The following is a 19,696-nucleotide window of genomic DNA, read 5'->3' as shown; positions in this document are numbered from 1 at the left end:
TTTCGTTCTCAACATTATTTTACCAAATGAACAAACCAAATTGGTCAATCCTCATACATTTTTTTCAAAAAGTGCTTTTAGTCATCCTTCATTTGACCGTCTTTATTGATTCACACATAATAAGAAGAACAACATCGACATGGAAAGGGATTGAATGATGGAAAAGCTAACTGCTCTTTTAAATAAACAAAAGGCCTTTAAAAAGCCATCCACCCAAGAACGCATCCGCCTCCTTCAAAACTTGAAAGCTGTCATCAAACAGCATGAGGAGGACATTTTACAAGCTTTAGCGCATGACTTACATAAATCCGCACAGGAAGCTTATACAACAGAGATCGGGATGGTATATGAAGAAATCAATCACACCATGAAGCATTTGCACAAATGGGCAAAGCCGACCCGTGTGAAAACACCCCTCACCCATATTGGATCAAAAAGCATGATCATCAAGGAGCCTTATGGAAGTGTACTGATTATGGCTCCGTGGAACTATCCTTTCCAATTGGCCATCTCTCCATTAGTAGGAGCTATATCTGCTGGAAATGCAGTGACATTAAAACCTTCAGAGCTGACGCCGCGCGTTTCCCAAGTGATTCGCACCATTGTGGAGCGTGCGTTTAAGATAGACCAAGCGGCTGTCATCGAAGGCGGAGTAGACGTCAGTACAGCACTGCTGAAGCTGCCATTTGATTATATATTCTTTACAGGCAGTGTCGCCGTCGGGAAAATCGTCATGGAGGCTGCCGCAAAGCATCTGATACCTGTCACACTTGAACTTGGCGGAAAAAGTCCTTGTATTGTCATGCCTGATGCAGACATTAAACTCGCTGCAAAACGAATCACGTTTGGCAAATTTACTAATGCTGGCCAGACATGCATTGCACCCGATTATTTGCTTGTCCATGAATCAGTCAAAGAGGACCTCTTACGTGAAATGATGACCTGTATACATGACTTTTATGGCGAACGACCAGAAACACAGCCACACTTCGGGAAAATCGTCAGCACACGTCATTTTGACAGACTCTCTCATTTCCTGACAAACGGCACCATCGTAACTGGCGGACAGCGCAATGAACACGAGCTCAAAATCGCTCCGACCATTTTAGACCACATCACATGGGAAGATCCCGTCATGCAAGAGGAAATTTTCGGACCGATTTTGCCTGTCATGACATTTGATTCACTGGATGAAGTCACCGAAATGGTCAAGGCAAGACCGAAGCCACTCGCACTTTACTTATTTACAACAAATAAAAAAACGGAAACATATATCCTTGATAACCTCTCATTTGGCGGAGGATGTATCAATGACACATTGATGCATGTTGCCACCCCTTATTTGCCATTTGGAGGCGTAGGTGAAAGCGGTATGGGACGATATCATGGAAAGGAAAGCTTTTTCACCTTTACTCATGAGAAAAGTATCTTGCGCCAAACCAATCGGTTCGATTTCTCCTTCCGTTATCCAAATGCGAAAAACGGTCTTGACATCATACGCACATTTTTAAAATAAACGAACAGGAACAAGGAACTCCCCACTCGTTCTTTTTCTATTCAATATCGGAAATACACCAATTGATTTCTTCAAGCCCCATTTGTTTTAAATACGCATTTGCTCGAGAAAACGGACGGCTGCCAAAAAAGCCATTCCTTGCAGAAAAAGGACTTGGGTGGGGTGATTCAATGATGTAATGCTTGTTCTCGTTAATGCGCGCTTTTTTATTTTGGGCATGTCGTCCCCATAACACAAAAACGACCGGCTGATCCCTTTCATTCAGCACATCAATGACACGATCTGTCACACGTTCCCAGCCTTTCCCTTTATGTGAATTTGCTTCACCCTTTCTCACGGTTAACACGGTGTTTAAGAGTAGCACACCCTGCTCTGCCCAGCTGACAAGTGAGCCATGGTTCGGTATGGGGCAGCCAAGATCATCTTTTAATTCCTGAAATATGTTTTTCAGAGACGGCGGCTGTCTGACACCAGGTTGAACGGAAAAACTTAATCCATGTGCCTGACCTGGTCCATGATAAGGGTCTTGCCCCAAAATCACCACTTTCACATCTTCATATGACGTCAAATGAAGGGCACGATAAATGTCGTGGGGTTTCGGAAAAACAATATGTGTGCGATATTCTTCCTTCATCCACTCTCGTAACTCTTGATAATATGGCTTTTCGAATTCACTTTTCATGACCGCCCACCAGCTATCATTTAAGAATGGCTTCATTGTTGCTCTACTCCTTCCGTCGGCTGAGCCAATCTCGATATCATTGGACTTCCGTCCCAAACGATTTTACTCTCTGATTCTCGTTTTTTCATGGCTGGTTCTTCTAATAACACAGCAAAGTTTGCTGTCGGTAAGTCTCCAAGTTGATGCTTTTGACTAAGGTCATCTAAATATCGCTTTCTTGTTTCACCAAGATCACTTGATTGATTCCCTCCGCCATCAAAGAAAGCATAAATCACACTGGCTGCTGGCACTCTTTTTACCCTTGCATGATGTGAGACACGCAAGAAGAAATCCCAATCCCAATAATGATGCATCGCTGGATCAAAATAGCCAATGTCTTCGTGTAATTGACGCTTATACATACTGCCAGAAGGAACGTATGTAGAAAAGACACGCATGTCCTCGATATTAGCTGTATAAGCAAACAGACGTCTCGACACTGGATAACGGGTCGCTCCTTTTTCTTCAAATGAAACAATTTCCGCATCAGAAAACACAAAATCTACATCTTGCAACGCCTCGCTCATGCGTTCTATGTGACAAGGCGTAAAGTAATCGTCGTCGTCACTTAGCATAACGACATCTCCTGTTAGCTCCCGAACGCCAATATTTCTTGCGTTCACATGCTGGACATTTTCATCTAAATGAATCAGCCGAATAGGAAGTTCTGGATAGAGTTCCTGAATGATGTCCACTCGCTCACCCGCATCATTCACCACAACAATCTCAAAAGGTTGCACTGTTTGTCTGACAATTGATTCGAGCAATTCACATAGTGCGTTTCGTCGGTTGTGTGTCACAATTAAAAGGGAAATCTTCATATCGGTCTTACTCCTTTAACAGTTTTTACCCTTCTTATTAAAACATAAATTCACTTCTTTCTCATGATATAAAAGGCGGTTTGATCATCCGATTAAATGGGGATTTTTGATATAAAAGCCGAGCAGGAATTCGTTTTGAAGCTTTTAGAAGAGCTAAAGGAAGGGAAATGGATGAATTGTAAAAGATAAGCGGTGCGTTCTGAGATGGCAAGAACGCTTTTTTATGTCGTTTCATTGTGATAAATGGTAAAGCTGATTATAATAAGGAGTAGAACAGTAACTGTTACACATCACATTGGAGGTTCAGCAACTATGTCTATGAATAAAGCACTCACCATCGCAGGTTCGGATTCAAGCGGCGGTGCAGGTATCCAAGCAGATTTAAAAACGTTTCAAGAAAAAAACGTATATGGGATGACAGCTTTAACAGTTGTCGTTGCAATGGACCCTCATAACAATTGGGATCATCAAGTGTTTCCAATCGATGCGGCGACCATTCGCGCACAGCTCTCAACGATTGTTGAAGGCATCGGTGTAGACGCCCTGAAAACAGGCATGCTCCCAACCGTCGACGTGATTGAGCTCGCGGCTGAAACAATCAAGACATATAATGTAAAAAATGTCGTCATTGATCCTGTTATGGTTTGTAAAGGGGCAAATGAAGTCCTTTACCCTGAGCACGCTGAAGCATTACGTGAAAAGCTCGCACCGCTTGCTACCGTTATCACACCTAACCTCTTCGAAGCTGGTCAATTAAGCGGGATCGGTGAGATCAAAACGATCGAACAAATGGAAGAAGCAGCAAAACGCATCCACAAACTTGGTGCAAAGTATGTCGTCATCACTGGAGGCGGTAAGCTTAGCCAAGATAAAGCGATTGATTTGCTTTATGATGGACAAACCTTCGAACGTCTCGAATCTGATAAGGTCGACACACCATACACACATGGCGCAGGCTGCACATTCTCAGCAGCAGTCACAGCTGAACTAGCAAATGGTTCAGAAGTGAAAGACGCCATTTATGCAGCAAAAGAATTTATTACTGCTGCCATTCAAGGATCTTTCCAGCTAAATGAATATATTGGACCAACAAAACATTCTGCTCACCGATTCAACAAATAATCACCAAAAACCGATTGGCCTTGTCAAACAGGCGAATCGGTTTTTTGATTATCGAGAACGAAGCCGCTGGAGTTATTATGGTCTTTCTATCCATTTCCCAAGTCTCTTATAAATCCCTGTTCTATAAAATCTTCTTTGTCTTTTTGATACTTGAATATCATTGCTCACCTCTCTTCAACTTTTGATCATTTCAAAATAAAGACCTATTTTTACTGATCTGATTCCTTTGCCATCTTTCGAATAAAAGTTTCAATTGATTCAACAAATAAGGCGTATTCTTTCATTTGTTCATATGTACCTGACAGCTTCTCTTTTAATTCCCCCTGCTCTAGAGAAGGCTCACCGAGAATAGATTGGACTAGAATAAGCAATTCTTTATATTCTTCACGTTTATCTTCAACATGATCTGCCATAGTCTCCAAGCGTTTTCTAGTCGTCGGCTGCTGTTTTGAATTCAAGTCAAACAACCCCTTTTTTGTCCTACCGCATTTGAATAAACGTCAGCCACAGCTGTATATAATGAAAAATGATACCATAATTTAACCTGTTATCATATATGCAAAACGTCATCAAACCGCACTTCGTCAATGTTGACAAACCTTGATTACACGCTCTATAGGCTCTAAGATACAGGCTCATCTCACTAGAAAAAGAAGCAAATCAACGACCTGCTTCTTTTTGCAAACGCCATGTTCTCAGCCTAAGCTTCGTCTCATTTCTGCCACTAATCGAGAATGATTTATTTCCCGGGGAAGGAAAGAAACGTGCAGTAAATACTTCTCGTCCTCCATTGACAAAAATCTCAATTGATGATGCATCTATAAAGAAATGTAGATCTTTCAGTTCCTCTATTTCAGCTTCACGAATTTCCTTTAATCGATTCTCAAATCGGTCGCGTTCTAACGTCAGTTTCCCCTTATCTTTATCATAAATAAACCGTGCAACACCACGAATACAGCATTCAAACCCTTTTTGCGTTTCAATTTGATCAATGAATACCTCTGCACTCGTAATATCATCAACAGGAATAGAATGAACAGATCGTTTAATTTGGTATACATGTTCTTGTTCAATTGTCCGCATTTTTTTCAGCTCGGATACTGGTTTCTGAATGAGTTTTCCTTCTTGGTCTAAACGAAGCTCTCTTGGAATTGTTAAACAGTGTATCCATTGATAGGAGATCGTTGGGTGATGCTCTTCTCCTTGATCAGGCACACCCATCCATCCGATTAAAATACGTCTCCCTGATTCATCTACAAATGTCTGCTGTGCATAAAAGTCAAAGCCTCGATCCAGCTCCTCAAACGCCCCATGTGTATATTGATAGGACGTTTCATCTAAAGTACCAACAAAATAACCGGATTGATGTGTATTGTGATACTTCATTCCTTGAGGCTTCAATCCTTGAGGCGAAACAATCAATATATCTCGACTATCTAATTCAAACAGGTCTGGACACTCCCACATATATCCGAAATCTTCTAGACCATTTTTTCCATTGCCAGCCGCAATTCCTTGAAACGTCCAATTGTCTAACTTGTCAGCGGTGAACAAAACAAGATGCCCTTTCAGATCCTGACTTTGTGCACCAAGCACCATATACCATTGACCGTTCCGCTTCCATACCTTCGGATCACGGAAGTGGGCTGTAAATCCTTCTGGTAATGTCGCAACAACACCCTTTTTCTGAAAATGGATACCATCTTCTGAAACAGCTAAACATTGATACGTTTCCCGATTACCTTGCTCATCTCGAACGTTTCCCGTATAAAGCAGATACATTTTTCCATCGTCGATAACTGCACTACCTGAATAACAGCCATTTCGATCAAACCAATCACTTGGTGTGAGGGCGATCTCTTCGTGTTGCCAATTCACGAGATCCGTAGAGGTGTAGTGACCCCAGAATTTTGCACCGTGTCCTGTTTTAAAGGGCTGCCACTGATAAAACACATGGTACACACCATTCCACTCAATTAATCCATTTGGGTCATTTAAAAGACCTACAGGTGGCATTAAATGAAAATGCTGGCGATACACATCTTTTTTCACCAAATGCTCATAGTTTCGAATACGTTCTGCTACTTTTTGACGAAGTGCTGCGTCAGTTGTTGTCATCACTGTGACCACTCCTAGATTATTTTTCAACTTCTTTTACTTGAAAGATGATAGTGAGAATAAATGAAACAGTAACAGCTATTAACATACCAACAACATAATTCACCACATTTTGCAATCCAAATGGGGCTGCAATCGCAATCATCGGAATGCCAGTTAATCCATAAGCATTGGCTGCCACCTTTGTGAAGACAACGAATGCACCTCCTAATGCTCCCCCTATCATTGCGGCTATAAACGGCTTACGATAGCGAAGATTTACACCGAATATCACCGGCTCTGTAATACCTAAGAAAGCAGAAAATGCAGCAGGGAGCGCAATCTCCTTTGTTTTCGCACGCTTTGCTAAGAAAAAGACAGCCAATCCAGCACCACCTTGCGCTACATTGGACATTGCCCAAATTGGAAGCAAATAATTACGTCCAATATCGTTAAGAAGGCCTGCCTCAATCGCATGAAAACTATGGTGAACCCCTGTCAGCACAATTAAAGAGTAGGCGCCTCCAAAAATCAATCCCGCCAAAAACCCTGCATGGTCATATACATATGTCAGTGCATGAGAAATGCCTGTACCGAGCATTCTGCCAAGTGGCCCAACCGCAATAAACGTCACAAACCCAGTGACAATCACCGTCACAAACGGGGTCACAAGTAAATCAATGCTGTTTGGAACAATCTTTCTTAAGTTCTTTTCAATCAGACACATGATATACACAGTCAATAGGACTGGAATGACGGTTCCTTGGTAACCAAGAAGGGCAATATCGAAATTGAATAAATGCATATACTCTGGTTTCGCTTCTGTCAGTCCCCATGGATTGAGTAGATTAGGGTGAATCATAATTCCACCAATGACGGCTCCTAAGTATGGATTACCGCCAAATTCTTTCGCTGCACTGACACCTATTAAAATCGGTAAAATGATAAAGGCAGCACTTGAAAACATATCAAGCATTTGAAAGATAGCTGAGCTTGGGTCTGCCCATTTAAATGCCTTCATCATTCCTAAAAGACCCATTAATAAACCACTTGCAACAATGGCCGGAATAATCGGCACGAAAATATTGGATAACATCTTGGCAAAACGTGCGAGTGGATTCATTTTTTGTTTCACAGCATCATCATGGCTGACAGGCTTTTGTTTCTTGTCGTCTGTCTCAAGCCCAGCCTCACGTGCAAATTGCTCATATACTTTGTTCACAGATCCTGTACCAAAGATCACTTGAAATTGACCCGAGCTTGAGAATGCCCCTTTCACACCTTCTAGTTCTTCAATGGCATCTTTATCAATGTGATCCTCATCTTTTATCACCAATCTGAGCCTTGTTGCACAATGCGTAGCACTGATCACATTTTCCTTGCCACCTAATAATTTTGTTAATTCTTGAGCTGTTTTTTGATAATTCATGTTGTCTCCTCCTTTTTTAAAAGCAAAAAAGACCTAAAATTCACCAACGATCAATGGACATACGCGTCCTATCGTTACGCAAATTTTAGGTCTTGCCTGCCTGACAGTCACAATCCCACGATATCAACTTTTGATTACGCTTTCATCATAGTATAAGAGGATAACCTAAGTCAACCAATTTTTTCGAATCGATTGACCCATATACACTATGAAAAGTAGTGTGCATAAAAAAATGCCTGCATGCAGGCACAACCACTAAACCAATTCGGCATCTTGCAGACGCTGGACATGCAGCGTGATATAGCCGATCTCCGATTCTGGGAGTTGAAGTCCATATTCATTTTTTAAAAAGTCAGCTAGTTTTAGCGCACACCGGTATGCCGTATCATACTTTGTTTGGATAAAAATCAGCATGTCATCATCCATGATTTGAAATGCCTCATTTGATTCCAATCTGCCTAGTGCATACCTCAAATGTGTCACAAGCCGCTGATAAGAAATGCTATCTTCATCAATCGAATGCCCAAAATATGTTTCGATATACTCGATCATTTCTTTGATCATCGTTGTGTATTTGACCGTCTTCTTCATGGACTCCGTATTCATTTTGGCCGTATGAATATGAAGTGCCACATACCCTGCCTCATCATCAGGCAGTTTAACCCCAAGCCGTTCTTGTACATACCAAATGGCATACTTTCCAATTTCATATTCCTGCTTATACAAGACTTTAATCTCACCAAGCAATTTATTATATAACACTATGCCCTTTTGAACGCGTTCAATCGCAAAGGATAAATGGTCTGTCAGTGATATATGAATATGATCACTGAGAGGCATCATCAGTTTACCCTCCGCATAGCTAATAATATGTTCCGCCACTTCAATATGCGCTTCTGGCAAAGTGGAAAGAATTTGCTTGAATTTCTCATTTTCCTCACGCACAACAAATATTTTCTCTATTTTTTGAACGGGAATGACGTCATTTTTCCCCTTCTGAAAAGCAATTCCAGGTCCCATCACAATCTTCTCCTGATCACCCTCCTTTACGATCACTGCATTGTTATTCAATATTTTATATATCTTCAAGGGGTATCCTCTCCCACTAGACAACGTTTCTTATGTGGGATTTTACCCTGTTTCACCTCTTCTGTAAAGGTAAGACCGGACCAGCACGCGCCTCTTTTGTGGTCTTTTCATGCAGCAGCATCAACCCTTTACCAAGCAGCATATAGGTCCTGCGCATCTCCATCTTTTCTTCTGCCATCTTCTCTTGTTGTACCTCATTCACCACTTTAGAGGACTTAGCATCCGCCACGAAAAATGCAAAGCCCTGCTTGTTCACCATCAAACCAGGATTCACAAGCACATGCATCATCAACCCAAACCATACACTCAACCAGTTCTTCAGCTTTCTCAACAGAACATCCCTCCACATTTCTTAGAATCTAGCAGCTCTAGCAAAACAACTGCTCCTATCATATCCCGAGAAAAACGAAATGTTTGTCACAATCTGGGTGAAAAAACCAACTAGTTTTCAGAAGTTTTGTTGAAAAGTGCAGAAGTTCATCATGTTCGATGATTTTTTCTATGTAAATATTATTCACATACTATCCCAAAGATAAGCACATCTTATCAACAGAGTTTATCCACATATCAACATACCTTCACTAGATTTTGTATCTATATCATTTTTATTTTCCATATATATATTCAAATGATTGAGTTATTAACAACTAGCTGTGCATAAGTAAGAGCTTATAAACAAAATAATTCTTTGCGACTATGTAAAATAAGACCATTTTAGTAAAGGAATTGTTTTCATCTTATTGAATACTTAATGATGGGCAGTGAATCTTTCCTATTTATCCACAAAAAAGAAAGGCTATCTCCCTAAATCCACAATTAGAAAGGGGAAAATGAATTGAAAAAAGGAATCTCTCGTTCTTCTGTTCTATTGTTCTCCACCATTTTTATTTTATCCACATTCTTTGCAGGTCAACAGGCTATCGCCGCTCCATCTAATAAAAAGGTGGAATTAGAGAAGGCGGAAATCTTCGGCGAAATCAATGTCAACTCAAAAAAATATACCACTGTCATTGTTGAATTAAAGGAAAAGTCCTTAGTTGAAGCCAAGCAAAAAGGCGAAGCACAAACGAAAGCCTCCCTCAAAAAATCTCGAACAAAAGTAAAGAAGAACGCACTAAAAATACTTAATAAAGCCAGCGTTCACCAAGAATATGAAAAAGTCTTCTCTGGCTTCTCTATGAAACTCCCTGCAAATGAAATCCCGAAGTTGCTTGCAGTTGAAGGCGTAAAAGCTGTTTATCCGGATGTTACATATAAGACAGATGAAGTCAAAAAGGAAAGCATTCAGCTCCCAAATGAGGATGTATCTCCACTTATGGATAAAAGCGCTCCATACATCGGTGCTCCTAAAGCATGGGATGCCGGCTATTCAGGAAAAGGGGTCAAAGTCGCTGTCATTGATACAGGAGTAGACTATACCCATCCTGATTTAAAAGGAAACTTTGGTTTATACAAAGGCTATGATTTTGTAGATCATGATTATTCACCGCAAGAGACACCGAAAGGAGACCCTAGAGGCGAATCAACAGATCACGGCACTCACGTCGCAGGAACCATTGCCGCTAATGGGCAATTGAAAGGTGTCGCAAAAGATGCTACCCTCCTTGCATACCGTGTACTCGGACCAGGTGGTTCTGGTACAACTGAGAATGTCCTTGCTGGTATCGACCGTGCTGTCACTGATGGGGCAGATGTCATGAACCTCTCTCTTGGAAACAGTGTCAATAACCCTGATTATGCTACAAGCACCGCACTCGATTGGGCAATGTCTGAAGGCGTTGTTGCCGTCACATCAAATGGAAACAACGGTCCTAACAGCTGGACAGTTGGTTCGCCTGGTACATCAAGAAAAGCTATTTCTGTTGGAGCAACTCAGCTTCCTTACAATCTATACAATGTGAAATTCCCGAATTATTCTTCCGCAAAAATAATGGGCTACTATCAAGAAAGTGATTTAATAGCACTTGACCAAAAACAAGTCACGCTCGTCAATGCCGGTATCGGTGATGAAAAAGCATTCGAACACATTGACGTCAAAGGGAAAGTGGCTGTTATAGAGCGTGGGGCAATCGCCTTTGTGGATAAAGTTGATCACGCAAAAGCGGCTGGCGCAATCGGGGTTGTCATGTATAACAATACCGACGGGGAAATTTCAGTTGATGTGCCGGGTCTTGCACTACCGACCATTAAGCTCTCAAAAGCTGAGGGGACAGCTCTTGTGAAAGCTATTGAGGATGGGCAAAACACCACAACGTTCTCCATTCAATTTGTCAAAGAACTGAGTGAGCAAGTAGCAGACTTCTCATCTCGCGGACCTGTTGTGGATACGTGGATGGTGAAGCCAGATCTATCAGCACCTGGCGTTAGCATTGTCAGTACGATCCCAACTCACAATTCATCTAACCCTTACGGATATGGTTCTAAACAAGGGACAAGCATGGCATCACCGCATGTAGCCGGAGCAGCAGCGATCATCAAACAAGCAAAACCATCGTATTCCACAAAACAAATCAAAGCGGTTCTCATGAATACGGCTGAAAAGCTGTTTGACGCAGATGGAAATCCATTCTCTCACAACACACAGGGAACAGGCAGTGTTCGAATCATCGAATCACTCCAAGCCTCATCGATCGTTTCTGACGCAAGTTACTCTTACGGCACTTTCTTAAAAGAAAAGGGTATTCAGACCAAGTCAAAGAAATTCAAAGTGGAAAACCTTTCAAAAGCGCCGAAAACCTATACCATTGATGCCAAGTTTGACAGTAAAGGAATTCGTACAAACGGAACGAAAAAAATCACAGTAAAAGGGAACTCAACTGGAACATTCCATTCTTCTGTACAAGTCAATTATGCAACAATAAAGAAGGGAACCTACCAAGGCAGTATCACCATTCGCGAAAACGGTAGAAAGGTCACAGAAATCCCAACGTTATTGATTGTCAAAGAACCTGATTATCCGCGTGTAACCTCTGTTTCAGTCGAGCCAGACAATCGTGCTGGAAGCTTTGTCATTAACAGCTATCTTCCTGGCGGTGCTGAAAACCTTGCTTTCCTCGTCTACTCTACAGATGGTGAGTTTTTAGGAGAAGCTGGTGTTTATCGAAACATCGAAAAAGGTGAACAGCGCTTTAAATGGAATGGCACAATCAATCAAGGACAAAAGCTAGAAGCTGGCGCATATACATTACTTGCCTACGCCAGCCTGAAAGGAAAATCAGATACAGTTCAAACGAAAGAACCATTTGAAATTTTACCCTGAATAAACAAGAATCACATAAAAAGCCTTGTGTGAGCGTGTTAGCTCATCAAGGCTTTTCTATCAGTATGGAGGAAATGTACACATATGTTGATATTGTTATGGATCGCTTCTTTTTTTACTTCTTTTTTTCTTATGTTGACATTGCTTTATTTTCTCATTTTTTTGCAAGAAAAACAGCCTCGTCCTTTTCATCAAGCATGTGAGCTGACCATTCATATTACATGTATATACCCATTAAGCTTGCTAGTCACCATCCTCTTTATTTTCAGCATGGTGATGCTCACACCTTTTTATTGGCTGCGCAGGCGCTAAATACATACGTTTATTCATCAAATGCTTGATGAAAGGGGGATGTCACATTTATTTTCGATTAAAGCCTTTCTCTTTTACAAAATCATCAAGATAGGCTCTTTTTGGTTGGCTAAAACTTCGAATCATCTGCTCAGACCAAGTATCTTTTCTTTCGCCATTCGTCCGTTTTTCGTAATATCTCGACATTCGTTCGTCGTATTCCTGTAAATAGCGATCCAGATGTGCTTCGTCTTGTTGATACGTATTTTCATGATAGATCAGTTCAATCGGTAACCGTTCCTTCTGTGACGACTGATTGGCTGGATGTCCTACAACTAGACCAAATAACGGCAAGACATAAGAAGGTGTTTCAAGTAGGTCAGAGACTTCTACAAGCTGATTACGCAAGCCGCCGATATAGCAGATGCCAAGCCCCATAGATTCCGCTGCTACACTGACATTTTGCGCAGCTAACGCCGCATCAATCACACTAATTAAAAACGCTTCGGTATTCTCAAGCGCCTCCTGATGAATCTTTCCTGCCTTTTGGGCAATGTACTCATGACGTTTCAAGTCTGCACAGAAAACGAACAAATGCCCATTATTCTCAACGTATGGCTGATGGCCAGCCAGTTCAGCCAACTTGGCCTTCTTATCCTGATCTGTTACGCCAATGATGCTATACGCCTGCACATTGCTCGATGTCGAGGCAGCCTGTGCACTTTTGACAAGCGTCAGCACCTCTTCCTTTGTCAGACGTTCATCTGTAAAAGAACGTATCGAACGGTGGTTTAATATCGTTTCTATCGTTTTATTCAATTTGTAGACCTCCTTCACTCCTTCTATCATAAGACAAATGTGTATCGTTTTTCAAAAATGAGAACTCGCATTCCATTAAAAAGGACAGCCTATGAATAGACTGCCCTTTCCCTGTTTTATTTAAATAAATAACTTTGATACTTTGTTAATTGAACACTTGCGTTATATACGATGCCGAATCCAATTAATACAGATAAAACAGAACTTCCTCCGAAGCTGATGAATAGAAGCGGAATGCCTGTAACAGGCATGACACCTATGTTCATACCAATATTCTGGAACGTATGAATCACAATCAGCGCCGTATATCCTACACAGAAAAATGACGCAAATCGGCTGTAGGGATGGATACGGTCAATCAGCACGACAAGCCGGTATATAAGGAAGAAGAACATAATTACGACAAACGCACAGCCTACAAAACCAAAGGCTTCTCCTATAATAGAAAAAATCATATCAGTTTGGGCTTCGGGCACATATACTTTTAAATTTTTAATCCCATTACCGAAGATTTGACCAGAACCAATGGCCATAATCGCTTGATCCACTTGATATTTATCAGACCCAGAGGCATCCTGTGTCTGCGCTTGGTTGGCAGAGCTGGAATCGTCCGGTATCCAAGCAGTAATCCGGTTTATTTGGTACTGTTGAATCCCTATTTTTTGCGCAAAATCAGGGAATAAAATGATCACAGCTAACACTGCAGCGACTAATAGCACAACGACAGATCCAATCAGAGAAATAAGCTTCCAATTGACACCTGATAAAAACACCATCACGATAACGATAAACATACAGACGGCTGCCGTACCTGCATCCTGCATGAAGATGAGTCCAACTGGAACAACAGATACCCCAGCGATTTTTAACAGAAGAAAAATATCATCTTCTAATGTTCGCTTACCTCTAGGCGTCGACTTTCCTATGACAGATGCTAGCATCATGATTAAACCAATTTTCATAAACTCTGAAGGCTGAAACGTCCCAACACCTGGTAAAACAAACCAGCTTTTTGCACCGTTTTTAATTGGTGCAAAGTCATGACCAGCGATTTGCGCAGGACTAATTTTAAGGAGGATCAGCAGCAGAATCCCACCAATAAAAATATATAAGCTCAGCTTTTCTAATTGTTCAAGATCAAAATAATTAATGGCAATAATACAAATGACACCAACCATGTAGTAAATAATCTGTCTGGTCCAAGCATTAGTTCCATACTGTCCGAACTGACCAGCAGCATAAATGGCAATCACACTAATGGCAAAGAACGCTAAAAATATAAAAATCAAATCTCCCTGATAGTAAGGAGATGTATTCTGCTTGTTCATGAACTAACCACCCTTATTACAAAACATAAAAGCCCTTATTTATATTAAATTTAAATTTTCACAAAAGCAACTCACTTTAAATATGACGGAGGATAAGCCCCAAAAGTTCCATTCATTTTTCAAAAATGAAAGACTTTTCCTTCTAACAATAGGAATAAATTCCTTCTACCTCATTTATTTGATACGATCCTCAGTCCTTTAAAAAGATCATTTTACAGATTTTAAGGGGAAAATTCAATTATCTATGTGGAGAAAAATCGGGCAAACACAAAGGTAGCGTATGGGATTGATATCTGATGATAAAAGACACATCTACTATGGAATAAGACCCATTTTCCAATTATTGAGTTTACTTCAATGTCAATTGTGGTATAATACTTGTAACAAAATGTTCACAATATCTCCTAAAAACAGACACAATTGAATCCTGACCTCTCATTTGAATTGAACATCAACTGACAAAGGAGTTGGATACGATGGATATGTTCTTTGCGTACCTATGTATTGCATCGGCTACACCCCTGTTTTTATGGCTAGAAAACAGAAAAATTGCAATTGCTTCTATTCCACCGATCATGATTATGTGGGTCTTCTTCGGACTTTACATGACAAGTAGTTTATCTCCAGCAGGACATACCTTCATGATTGCATTCTTTGCGATAAATGTCATCTTGGCTCACATAGCTGCATTCCTCATCTATGGTCTTCCGTTCATTCGCAAAAGATTCAGCAGCAGATAGACATAACACCACCAATTGGAAGCGTTACCAATACCATCATAAAAACCACTCATCTACAAGGATGAGTGGTTTTTTATTAATGACCTGAATGCTCAGACTGCTTTGGTGCAGACGGTGAATATCCGTCTTTGCTGTTCTCTCCGTGGCTGTAGTGAGCCGCAAAAATCCAAACAGATCCGATAACGAAAATAATCGCACAGAATAGACCAAACAATGTATTTCCGACTTGAACAGTTCCATTTTCGCTTTCTGTCATATGCATGAACATGAAAAGCTGCAAGAATGCTTGAATAAATGCAAAACCAAAGATTATCCAAAGTTTTGCGGCACTGCCAAGTTCAGCTCCAATAGCAATCCAAAATGCTAAGATTGTCAGCACAATGGACAAGATGAAGCCGACTACATGTTTCCAAGGGAAGTGTTCGTGCTCTGATGAGGAATGTGTTTTTCCTGCCATATCACAAAAGCCCCCCTAATCCAATCAAGTAAACAGCTGTGAAGATGAAAATCCATACAACATCAAGGAAATGCCAGTATAAACTTGAAATAAAGATCTTCGCTGCTGTTTGTGGAGTTAATCCACGCTTTTTAATTTGGAACAAAATACCAGAAATCCAGAAAATACCGATTGATACGTGTAATCCGTGAGTTCCTAAAAGTACAAAGAAGGCAGACCAGTACGCACTTGTATGGATAGAGGCACCCTCATGTACATAATGGAAGAACTCGAAAATCTCAAAGCCAACGAAGCCTGCACCTAAAAGTAACGTCAGAATTGTCCAAATGACGACCCCTTTTGTACTTCCACGACGCATCTCATGAACGGCGATCCCACAAGTAAATGAACTAACCAATAGCAGAAATGTCATGATTAATACAAGCTTCATATCAAATAGTTCAGCTGGTAACACGCCACCAGCTGTTCTGCCATGAAGAACAAAGTAGGTCGCAAAAAGTGTTGAGAACAACACGATCTCCGCACCAAGGAATATCCAGAAACCAAGGATGTTTAACCGTCCAGTTTCAGACTGATATTCAAGCGGGGCATTTGCGTAACTGCTATCATTATGTCCCATTACTTCTGCGCCTCCTTATTCTTTTTCTCTGTTTCAATGACTTTTTCAACAGGAATATAGTAGCCATCATCATATTCGAATGAACGTAAAATCATTGTTGCAAATACACCGATTAAGCCGATTACGCCAATCCAGTACCATTCGAACACAAGACCGAATGCACCAAGTCCGAAGAATGCGGACATAATCAGTGGTCTGCCTGAATTGTGCGGCATATGAATTTTCTTAAATTCTTTTTCTGGGTGAACGTCCACATTGTTTTGCTTCCAAACATGAAATGCATCTGGTGCTGTCACTTCTGGAAGTGCTGCAAAGTTATAATGTGGCGGAATCGTAGAAGATGTCGCCCACTCAAGTGTACGTCCAACTCCCCAGCTATCTCCAGACACTTCACGTTTTGAGTGTCTCCAGCTATAGTAAATGTTATAGCAAAGGATGATAAATCCAACACCCATCATGAATGCACCAATTGTTGAAATAAAGTTTAGTGCAGTCCAGCCATCCTCTGGTCCATACGTATAAATACGTCTAGGCATACCTTGCAGTCCTAAGAAGTACTGCGGGAAGAAACAGATATTAAATCCGATCATGAATACCCAGAAGAACCATTTGCCGATTCTTTCGTTTAACTTGTAGCCAAACATTTTTGGATACCAGAAAACAAGACCAGCAAAACATGCAAATACTGTACCTGCGATTAATACATAGTGGAAGTGGGATACAAGGAAGTACGTGTTATGGTACTGGTAATCCGCAGCTGCCATCGCAAGCATAACCCCAGTGACACCACCGATAACGAAGTTCGGGATGAAACCAAGTGCCCAAAGCATTGGTGATGTAAAGCTGATACGTCCACGATACATTGTAAAGAGCCAGTTAAAGATTTTTACACCTGTTGGTACAGAAATTGCCATTGTTGTAATCGAGAAGAATGAGTTAACCGCTGCACTGTTCCCCATCGTGAAGAAGTGGTGAACCCACACAATGAAACTAAGAACAGAGATTGCCACAATTGATACAACCATCGCTTTGTAACCAAACAACTGCTTTCTCGAGAACGTCGCAAAGATTTCTGAGAAAATACCGAAAGCCGGCAGGATGACGATATATACCTCAGGATGTCCCCAAATCCAGAAAAGGTTGGCCCAAAGCATAGGCATACCGCCTGCTTCGAGTGTAAAGAATGCCGTCCCGAATAAACGATCAAATGTCATAAGTGCTAAAGCAACAGTTAATACAGGGAATGCGAAAACAATGATCACAGAAGTAATCAATGTTGTCCATGTAAACATCGGCATACGCATAAGCGTCATACCTTTTGTACGCATTTTCAAGATGGTCACCATGAAGTTAATACCTGTCATCAGTGTACCAATACCTGCTATTTGGAGCCCGAGCAAGTAATAGTTCTGTCCAGGTCCTGGCGAGAAGTCATTTCCAGCGAGCGGCATGTAACTCGTCCATCCTGCATTTGGTGATCCTCCAATGACGAAGGAAATGTTGAACAGCATAGCTCCGACCATGAATGTCCAGAAGCTCAAGTTGTTCAAATACGGGAATGCAACGTCACGTGCACCAATTTGAAGAGGTACAACAACGTTGATTAAACCGATTAAAAATGGCATCGCCATGAAGAGAATCATGATCGTACCATGTGTTGTAAAAATTTCATTATAGTGGTTTGAATTTAAAAACGTATTATTAGGAAGCGCCAGCTGTGCGCGCATCATCAGTCCGTCTACTCCACCGCGGAAGAACATAATCACAGCAGCAAGGATATACATGATCCCTAGCTTTTTATGATCAACTGATGTAAGCCATTCTTTCCAGAGCCATTTCCATTTTTTAAAGTATGTTAAGACAAAAATGATGGCAATGGAAGTCAGAGCGATAGAAATTTGCGCACCAAGAATTAATGGGTCTCCAGTTACAAAAAACTCATCCCATTTTAAATGCATAACGGCCTCCTCCTTTCCTTAGTCAGTTTATTCACTTTCTAGTTTTCTTTTATAGTTCTTCACATTCTCGAAAGGATCTGTTTTTGAATGCGGAGAAACTGCTTCATAACCTAAACGTTTGCGAGCTTGAAGTGCGTATTCAGAATCCTCTCCATGCTTCGCAAAGGATAAATGTGTTGATGAGAATGTCTGCACATCTGCAGCGTCAGGAAGCATCAAGTAGTCATACGTTTTTTTCGTTAACTTCGGTGCTTCTTTTTTCGTTTTGTTTACCCATTGATCATAGTCAGACTGCGTCATTGCATTGACTTTGAATTTTTGCTGAGCAAAACCCTCACCTGTGAAGTTTGCGTTTCTTCCTTCATATGTGCCTACTTCATCAGCTTGAAGGTACTGTTCCATTTCCATTCCAGCCATTGCATACTTTTCTCCACCTAGCTGAGGAATCCAAAGTGATGCCATTGTATCAGCGGAAGTAATTTTGAATAAAATCGGCTGATCCTTTGGAATGTTTAAGTAGTTCACTGTTTCAATATTTTCCTCTGGATAACTAAAGATCCATTTCCAATCGACAGCTGTTGCGTAGATGACAAGCGGATCTTTGTGACTTGTTGCTTGTGGTGCCTCTTCCAAAGAATAAATTGTTTTCACAGTTGGAATCGAAAGGGCAGCAACGATTAATATTGGGATCACTGTCCAGACAACTTCTAGAAGCGTATTCCCGTGTAGTTCTGGGTTATAAGAGGCGTTTCCAACGTCCTTCCGCTCACGGTATTTAACTAAGATGATGGTAAATAGAACAAATACCGCACCAACGATAAAGAGCATGAATCCAATTGATAAGAGAATCAAGTCTTTTTGTTGTGCTGCGACTGGTCCTTTAGGATCTAAAACAGCAATATTGCTACAACCTCCTAATATAAAAACACTCACGAGCATCGCGAATAAAAGCATAGGTTTAATGGCTCTGAACAAGAAGATCACCATCCTTCCTTATATAATGTATAAATTGCTGAATCATTGTGAAAAGCCATCTGCCTTCGAAAACTTTTCTTCCCTTTGTAATGCTATCAAAATCTGTAGAAGTTAGCTTCCCTTTTTTAAAAAGTTCATTTATTTTTTAACAGATTTCTATTAAAGTGTCATAATTTCGACATAAATTTATATTATTGTATAAACAATAAATTTCTAGGAATTTGAAAAGTTGAGAGTTGAAGGCAAAGGACATACAAGAAAGAACTTTGTCAAATTTAGGTTTACCACAATAAAAAAGTTTGGTCAAATTTCAATTTAACTTTATGAAATTTTATCTAGGTAAACAATTTCCAAATAGGTATCCCGTATTTAACAAAAACCTTACTTATTTTAACGCAAGTTAACGAGAAAAGAAAGCTTCGATCACTGACCTATGCGTTGTAAGAATTGGTAAT

At 40.7% G+C, this 19,696-nt stretch carries 17 protein-coding genes; 4 read left to right on the top strand and 13 right to left on the bottom strand.

All coding sequences use genetic code 11. The features are described from left to right. Positions 1-157: 157 nt before the first annotated feature. Positions 158-1,516 (top strand): aldehyde dehydrogenase, encoded by a 1,359-nt coding sequence (locus ABVJ71_RS12330; protein ID WP_353856655.1) that lies wholly within the window; start codon positions 158-160, stop codon positions 1,514-1,516. A 37-nt stretch (positions 1,517-1,553) separates the two neighbouring features. On the opposite strand, the gene ABVJ71_RS12325 is transcribed toward ABVJ71_RS12330, so the two are convergent. Both ABVJ71_RS12325 and ABVJ71_RS12320 read right to left on the bottom strand, forming a co-directional pair. Next, on the bottom strand, positions 1,554-2,234 hold the full coding sequence (locus tag ABVJ71_RS12325; protein ID WP_353854267.1) for a uracil-DNA glycosylase: 681 nt from the start codon (positions 2,232-2,234) through the stop codon (positions 1,554-1,556). After that, complete coding sequence (locus ABVJ71_RS12320; protein WP_353854266.1) at positions 2,231-3,058, bottom strand: glycosyltransferase family 2 protein; 828 nt, start codon at positions 3,056-3,058, stop codon at positions 2,231-2,233. Before ABVJ71_RS12320 ends, ABVJ71_RS12325 begins: the two co-directional genes overlap by 4 nt. A gap of 312 nt (positions 3,059-3,370) precedes the next feature. Here ABVJ71_RS12320 and ABVJ71_RS12315 point away from each other — a divergent pair, with 312 nt between their 5' ends. Beyond that, positions 3,371-4,180: a bifunctional hydroxymethylpyrimidine kinase/phosphomethylpyrimidine kinase gene (locus tag ABVJ71_RS12315; protein ID WP_353854265.1), complete on the top strand. Its 810-nt coding sequence runs from the start codon at positions 3,371-3,373 to the stop codon at positions 4,178-4,180. Positions 4,181-4,389: 209 nt separating this feature from the next. Here ABVJ71_RS12315 and ABVJ71_RS12310 read toward each other — a convergent pair whose 3' ends face one another. The 5 genes from ABVJ71_RS12310 to ABVJ71_RS12290 all read right to left on the bottom strand — a co-directional run bounded on the left by ABVJ71_RS12310 (position 4,390) and on the right by ABVJ71_RS12290 (position 9,126). Then, entirely contained in the window at positions 4,390-4,638 is a 249-nt protein-coding gene (locus ABVJ71_RS12310; RefSeq protein WP_353854264.1) for a hypothetical protein, read from the bottom strand. Between the two features lie 202 nt (positions 4,639-4,840). Continuing rightward, on the bottom strand, positions 4,841-6,298 hold the full coding sequence (locus ABVJ71_RS12305; RefSeq protein WP_353856654.1) for a sucrose-6-phosphate hydrolase: 1,458 nt from the start codon (positions 6,296-6,298) through the stop codon (positions 4,841-4,843). Positions 6,299-6,317: 19 nt separating this feature from the next. After that, positions 6,318-7,706, bottom strand: a complete 1,389-nt coding sequence (locus ABVJ71_RS12300; protein WP_353854263.1) for a sucrose-specific PTS transporter subunit IIBC — start codon at positions 7,704-7,706, stop codon at positions 6,318-6,320. 255 nt (positions 7,707-7,961) lie between these two features. After that, entirely contained in the window at positions 7,962-8,795 is an 834-nt protein-coding gene (locus tag ABVJ71_RS12295; protein WP_353854262.1) for a PRD domain-containing protein, read from the bottom strand. Positions 8,796-8,847: 52 nt separating this feature from the next. Continuing rightward, on the bottom strand, positions 8,848-9,126 hold the full coding sequence (locus ABVJ71_RS12290) for a hypothetical protein (protein ID WP_353854261.1): 279 nt from the start codon (positions 9,124-9,126) through the stop codon (positions 8,848-8,850). Between the two features lie 504 nt (positions 9,127-9,630). Here ABVJ71_RS12290 and ABVJ71_RS12285 point away from each other — a divergent pair. Continuing rightward, a complete protein-coding gene (locus ABVJ71_RS12285) occupies positions 9,631-12,054 on the top strand; it encodes a S8 family serine peptidase (protein WP_353854260.1) in 2,424 nt (807 codons plus the stop codon). A 360-nt stretch (positions 12,055-12,414) separates the two neighbouring features. Here ABVJ71_RS12285 and nfsA read toward each other — a convergent pair whose 3' ends face one another. Then, positions 12,415-13,164: an oxygen-insensitive NADPH nitroreductase gene (nfsA, locus tag ABVJ71_RS12280; RefSeq protein ID WP_353854259.1), complete on the bottom strand. Its 750-nt coding sequence runs from the start codon at positions 13,162-13,164 to the stop codon at positions 12,415-12,417. Between the two features lie 116 nt (positions 13,165-13,280). Next, positions 13,281-14,492 (bottom strand): FtsW/RodA/SpoVE family cell cycle protein, encoded by a 1,212-nt coding sequence (locus ABVJ71_RS12275; RefSeq protein WP_353854258.1) that lies wholly within the window; start codon positions 14,490-14,492, stop codon positions 13,281-13,283. Positions 14,493-14,968: 476 nt separating this feature from the next. On the opposite strand from ABVJ71_RS12275, the gene ABVJ71_RS12270 reads away from it, so the two are divergent. Next, the gene (locus ABVJ71_RS12270) at positions 14,969-15,232 is read left to right on the top strand and encodes a spore morphogenesis/germination protein YwcE (RefSeq protein WP_353854257.1); all 264 of its coding nucleotides are present in this window, start codon (positions 14,969-14,971) and stop codon (positions 15,230-15,232) included. Between the two features lie 76 nt (positions 15,233-15,308). Here the strand turns inward: ABVJ71_RS12270 and qoxD are convergent, their stop codons facing one another. From qoxD to qoxA, 4 genes are read right to left on the bottom strand one after another with little or no spacing between them, the layout of a single operon-like run. Further along, entirely contained in the window at positions 15,309-15,689 is a 381-nt protein-coding gene (qoxD, locus tag ABVJ71_RS12265) for a cytochrome aa3 quinol oxidase subunit IV (RefSeq protein WP_353854256.1), read from the bottom strand. A 1-nt stretch (position 15,690) separates the two neighbouring features. Next, complete coding sequence (gene qoxC, locus ABVJ71_RS12260) at positions 15,691-16,308, bottom strand: cytochrome aa3 quinol oxidase subunit III (protein ID WP_353854255.1); 618 nt, start codon at positions 16,306-16,308, stop codon at positions 15,691-15,693. Then, the gene (qoxB, locus tag ABVJ71_RS12255; RefSeq protein WP_353854254.1) at positions 16,308-18,266 is read right to left on the bottom strand and encodes a cytochrome aa3 quinol oxidase subunit I; all 1,959 of its coding nucleotides are present in this window, start codon (positions 18,264-18,266) and stop codon (positions 16,308-16,310) included. Before qoxB ends, qoxC begins: the two co-directional genes overlap by 1 nt. Before the next feature lie 27 nt (positions 18,267-18,293). Then, positions 18,294-19,250, bottom strand: a complete 957-nt coding sequence (gene qoxA, locus ABVJ71_RS12250) for a cytochrome aa3 quinol oxidase subunit II (protein ID WP_353856653.1) — start codon at positions 19,248-19,250, stop codon at positions 18,294-18,296. Positions 19,251-19,696: the final 446 nt, after the last annotated feature.

This window comes from Bacillus sp. Bos-x628 (genome assembly GCF_040500475.1).
GTDB classification, from domain to species: domain Bacteria; phylum Bacillota; class Bacilli; order Bacillales; family Bacillaceae; genus Bacillus; species Bacillus maqinnsis.
The sequence above is the reverse complement of the archived record's forward strand: the minus strand, read 5'-3'. Positions and strand labels throughout refer to the sequence as shown.

Excerpts from the sequence above, each read along its gene's own strand:
- qoxD (WP_353854256.1), bottom strand. The coding sequence starts at position 15,689 with ATGGCAGGAAAAACACATTCCTCATCAGAGCACGAACACTTCCCTTGG.
- ABVJ71_RS12320 (WP_353854266.1), bottom strand. The coding sequence starts at position 3,058 with ATGAAGATTTCCCTTTTAATTGTGACACACAACCGACGAAACGCACTA.
- ABVJ71_RS12270 (WP_353854257.1), top strand. The coding sequence starts at position 14,969 with ATGGATATGTTCTTTGCGTACCTATGTATTGCATCGGCTACACCCCTG.
- ABVJ71_RS12330 (WP_353856655.1), top strand. The coding sequence starts at position 158 with ATGGAAAAGCTAACTGCTCTTTTAAATAAACAAAAGGCCTTTAAAAAG.
- ABVJ71_RS12325 (WP_353854267.1), bottom strand. The coding sequence starts at position 2,234 with ATGAAGCCATTCTTAAATGATAGCTGGTGGGCGGTCATGAAAAGTGAA.
- qoxC (WP_353854255.1), bottom strand. The coding sequence starts at position 16,308 with ATGGGACATAATGATAGCAGTTACGCAAATGCCCCGCTTGAATATCAG.
- ABVJ71_RS12305 (WP_353856654.1), bottom strand. The coding sequence starts at position 6,298 with ATGACAACAACTGACGCAGCACTTCGTCAAAAAGTAGCAGAACGTATT.
- ABVJ71_RS12315 (WP_353854265.1), top strand. The coding sequence starts at position 3,371 with ATGTCTATGAATAAAGCACTCACCATCGCAGGTTCGGATTCAAGCGGC.
- qoxB (WP_353854254.1), bottom strand. The coding sequence starts at position 18,266 with ATGCATTTAAAATGGGATGAGTTTTTTGTAACTGGAGACCCATTAATT.
- ABVJ71_RS12300 (WP_353854263.1), bottom strand. The coding sequence starts at position 7,706 with ATGAATTATCAAAAAACAGCTCAAGAATTAACAAAATTATTAGGTGGC.
- ABVJ71_RS12275 (WP_353854258.1), bottom strand. The coding sequence starts at position 14,492 with ATGAACAAGCAGAATACATCTCCTTACTATCAGGGAGATTTGATTTTT.